This is a genomic window from Rhodococcus sp. UFZ-B548 (assembly GCF_903819475.1).
GTDB lineage: Bacteria > Actinomycetota > Actinomycetes > Mycobacteriales > Mycobacteriaceae > Rhodococcus_F > Rhodococcus_F erythropolis.
This window is the reverse complement of the sequence record NZ_CAIJDS010000129.1, coordinates 1-3,007: the sequence shown is the minus strand read 5'-3', so window position 1 is coordinate 3,007 and position 3,007 is coordinate 1. Positions and strand designations below refer to the sequence as shown.

Sequence of the window (3,007 nt, the reverse complement as noted above, 5' to 3'; positions counted from 1 at the left end):
TCCCCGGTCGTGGGGGTTCTCGACCTCCTCGCGGGGTATTCCGAGGCCCCCACGGACTGCGAATCCCTCCGAGGCCAAGCGAGACCCCAGAACGACAGTGTCGGAACCAATTTCAAAGCGGGCGTCAACGTCCCCGGCCTGATACTCCAGTTCAAATCAGGACCCGGAATCGAAGGCAGGTTAGGGCAAGCCATTCTCCCCCATTGATCCAGCCTGCGCCCCTCGCTTCGCGTGCGGTCAACCGCCGCGACCAGAGAACCCCCTACCCACTCGGCCACTGGCCAGCGGGTGGGGGGGTTCTCGGCTGTCCGGAGAACTCCCCCTGATCGCGCCTTCGACCGCAGGTTGTCGGACCTCCTGTGTACAAATGTTCCCAACACCCTCAACACGCCAAGTGACCCCGGTCGCTGTGGCCAGAGGCGTTATCGCATAGATTATGCATACGGTCAAGTGAAACTGTGGATAAGCTGTTAGCAAGTCTGTGGATGAATTCACTGCGAAAGGAGACACCATGGTTGCCGCACTCGATGTATCTGCATACATCTACAGCCGATTGGGCTGGATCGATTCCTGGCGTCTCCAGAAGCTGACCTACTACGCGCAGAGCTGGCACCTCGCGTGGGATGGTCGCCCGCTGTTTCCAGATGCGATCCAGGCTTGGCCAGACGGCCCGGTCATCCCCGAGGTGTTCCGCGAAAACAAGTACGGTCGCGACAACCCATATTCGACGACTCTGCCGGGTGCGAACCCCTCAGCACTGCCGCCCGAGGCAGTACGAATGGTCGATGCGGTGTTGGCGTACTACGGCGAATTCTCCAAAGATGAGCTGATCGCGCTCACGCATGACGAGTCCCCTTGGCAGCACGCCCGCCAAGATCTCCCGCCTGGCGCTCACAGCGCGAACGAGATTACGACGTCGAGCATGCGGAACTGCTACACGAAGAAGTCCTTGCGGGGCGAAGACGGACCAGTCCGACCGAACTTGGCTCCGCCCCCGACGGTATCCGGCGAGAACTACGCCCAAGCTGCTCAATACCAAATCGGCCGCTGGAAAGACACGCTGGATTGGTTGGCTGAGCGGTGACGTTCTGCCTCCCGCCGGAGGCAGTGATCGAGACTAACCGCTTCCTTGAGGGGGCTAGTCACGTAATTCTGGACCGGGGCAAGCTCGAAGCAGCACTCGCGCGCCCTGTCGCGGAATATGCAGGCGTCGCAGCCTTTCCCACCATGCACGGTCGGGCTGCGGCGCTTCTCCACGGACTAGCGACCGCCCATGCTTTCGGCAACGCAAACAAACGGACTGCATGGATTTCCTGCAACATCTTTCTCAGCGCCTTCGATGTCCAGCTCAGGGAGATGTCCAAATACGAGGCGGGTGGATTCGTCGAAGCGATGATTCTGCGCTACTACACCGTCGAGGAGGCCACCATATGGTTGCTCGACAACTCCATCTGAGCGACTCCTGCCGCCGACACAACGGAACGCATCGGCGGCAGGTGGTGGGCACGAATTGGGCACACTCTAGCCCAAGTCGCAAACATCTAGACGTATAGCCAGATAGCCCGATTCCGCAGGTAGATCGAGATTCAGACCATTATCACAGGTAGCGATAATCCCGGTTTGCCGTTCGGGACGAAGAGGTCGTGGGTTCAAATCCCGCCACCCCGACAGTGAAGAACAGCGATCGAGGCCCTTCCGCTCACGCGGGAGGGCCTCGATTGCGTTGACGATAAGGTGAAGCCGTGGCATCCCAACCAGACTTTGCGCACAACGACATGGCGAGCCGTAGCCGACGCGAGAAAGCCGTCGGCCTGGCCAAGTTCGCCTGGGATCGCGATATCAGTAGCACAGAGTTGCTAGAGATGCCCGACGATCGACTGCGCAAACTCGCACGTGCGGCCGGCGCCAATCCGCCGAGCACGCGGGAGACCTGGACCATCGCGGCCGGACTGCTCGACGAGAAAGCCGTGTGGGCAGCCGCTAACCCTGACCGTCCCGAAGCTCGGCGTGAGCATCCGGACGAGAAGATCATGTGGGTGAAGAAGCCGATCGAGCCGTGGCTGTGACAGCCGAATTGAGCGCAGCTGTGACAGCCGAATTCAGCGCAGCTGTAACAGCGGAATTCAACGTCGCTGTGACCGCGATTGAGAAACTCGCTGACCCTCCTTTATCGATTGCGACCACGGAGTGGCGCCAAGTTCGTCGAAAACTGCTTCCAAGCTGCTCCATCGCTCACGGTGCTCGTGCGGCAAGGACCTGATGACGTCGGCGGCCGCCCTCAGATTTTCTGCCAAACCGATTTCTCCCCCCTCGAGCAACCCTTTGTAATGCGTATCCAACAAGTACGGAGCGTCGACACTCGTCAAGATCGCGAGCTTGTCCAGAAATATCTCGAGGTCACGCGCAGCCACTTGCTGATCCAAGGAATCCGAAACAGCAACGTAGTCGAAGTCGTTCTTCCACAAAGCAGTTCGAATCTCGTCCCGCTGCAGTGTGATTACGGTGCCCAAAGTTCGTGGGCGCTTGTTCCGTGCATCGAGTGCCAATACTTCATGTGCAAGCCGGAGCACATTGTCATCGGTCATAGATGCTCCGACAACTATGAGATGTCCGGTTGCCATGAGCGACTGAACGATCGAGCCCAACGGACGGCGTTCTGCGTCGTATCTGACGAAGTCTCGGCGACTTAAGACGATACTGGACGCGTCAGCCACATCACCGTGCAATTTCAGTACCCACGGAACCCCCGCGCGGGCTTCTTCTCTCGGAAGTACAGCGACCGAGTTTTCGCCGTGCGCTGATTCAAATGCGCGTTCGTACAACGCATCGTAGTTGGTCGTAACCACTTTTTTGACTCGCAGAGACGCCAGAAGACAATGCGACAGTGTTGGTTTGATATCACCACCAGTCAGCTGAACAACGCGTTCGCCCAGGTCGTTCGATCCGTCGTCCTCGGTCAAGTCCCTGGGAGTGGTGTAGCCCTGCGTGACCCTGTCGGGTTCAGGCG

The 3,007-nt window shown here is 59.2% G+C and carries 5 protein-coding genes; 4 read left to right on the top strand and 1 reads right to left on the bottom strand.

What is annotated here, in order from left to right:
* From H7C86_RS37090 to H7C86_RS36685, 4 genes are all read left to right on the top strand, one after another.
* The coding region (locus H7C86_RS37090) for a hypothetical protein (RefSeq protein WP_220463517.1) at positions 1 to 207 on the top strand (207 nt) is incomplete at its 5' end.
* Positions 208 to 511: 304 nt separating this feature from the next.
* Positions 512 to 1,084: a Panacea domain-containing protein gene (locus H7C86_RS36695; protein ID WP_147308007.1), complete on the top strand. Its 573-nt coding sequence runs from the start codon at positions 512 to 514 to the stop codon at positions 1,082 to 1,084.
* Positions 1,085 to 1,107: 23 nt separating this feature from the next.
* Positions 1,108 to 1,455 (top strand): type II toxin-antitoxin system death-on-curing family toxin, encoded by a 348-nt coding sequence (locus tag H7C86_RS36690; protein WP_182263498.1) that lies wholly within the window; start codon positions 1,108 to 1,110, stop codon positions 1,453 to 1,455.
* Between the two features lie 287 nt (positions 1,456 to 1,742).
* Complete coding sequence (locus tag H7C86_RS36685; protein ID WP_020968253.1) at positions 1,743 to 2,066, top strand: hypothetical protein; 324 nt, start codon at positions 1,743 to 1,745, stop codon at positions 2,064 to 2,066.
* Positions 2,067 to 2,123: 57 nt separating this feature from the next.
* Here H7C86_RS36685 and H7C86_RS36680 read toward each other — a convergent pair whose 3' ends face one another.
* The gene (locus H7C86_RS36680; protein ID WP_182263497.1) at positions 2,124 to 2,846 is read right to left on the bottom strand and encodes an SIR2 family protein; all 723 of its coding nucleotides are present in this window, start codon (positions 2,844 to 2,846) and stop codon (positions 2,124 to 2,126) included.
* Between the last annotated feature and the right edge of the window lie 161 nt (positions 2,847 to 3,007).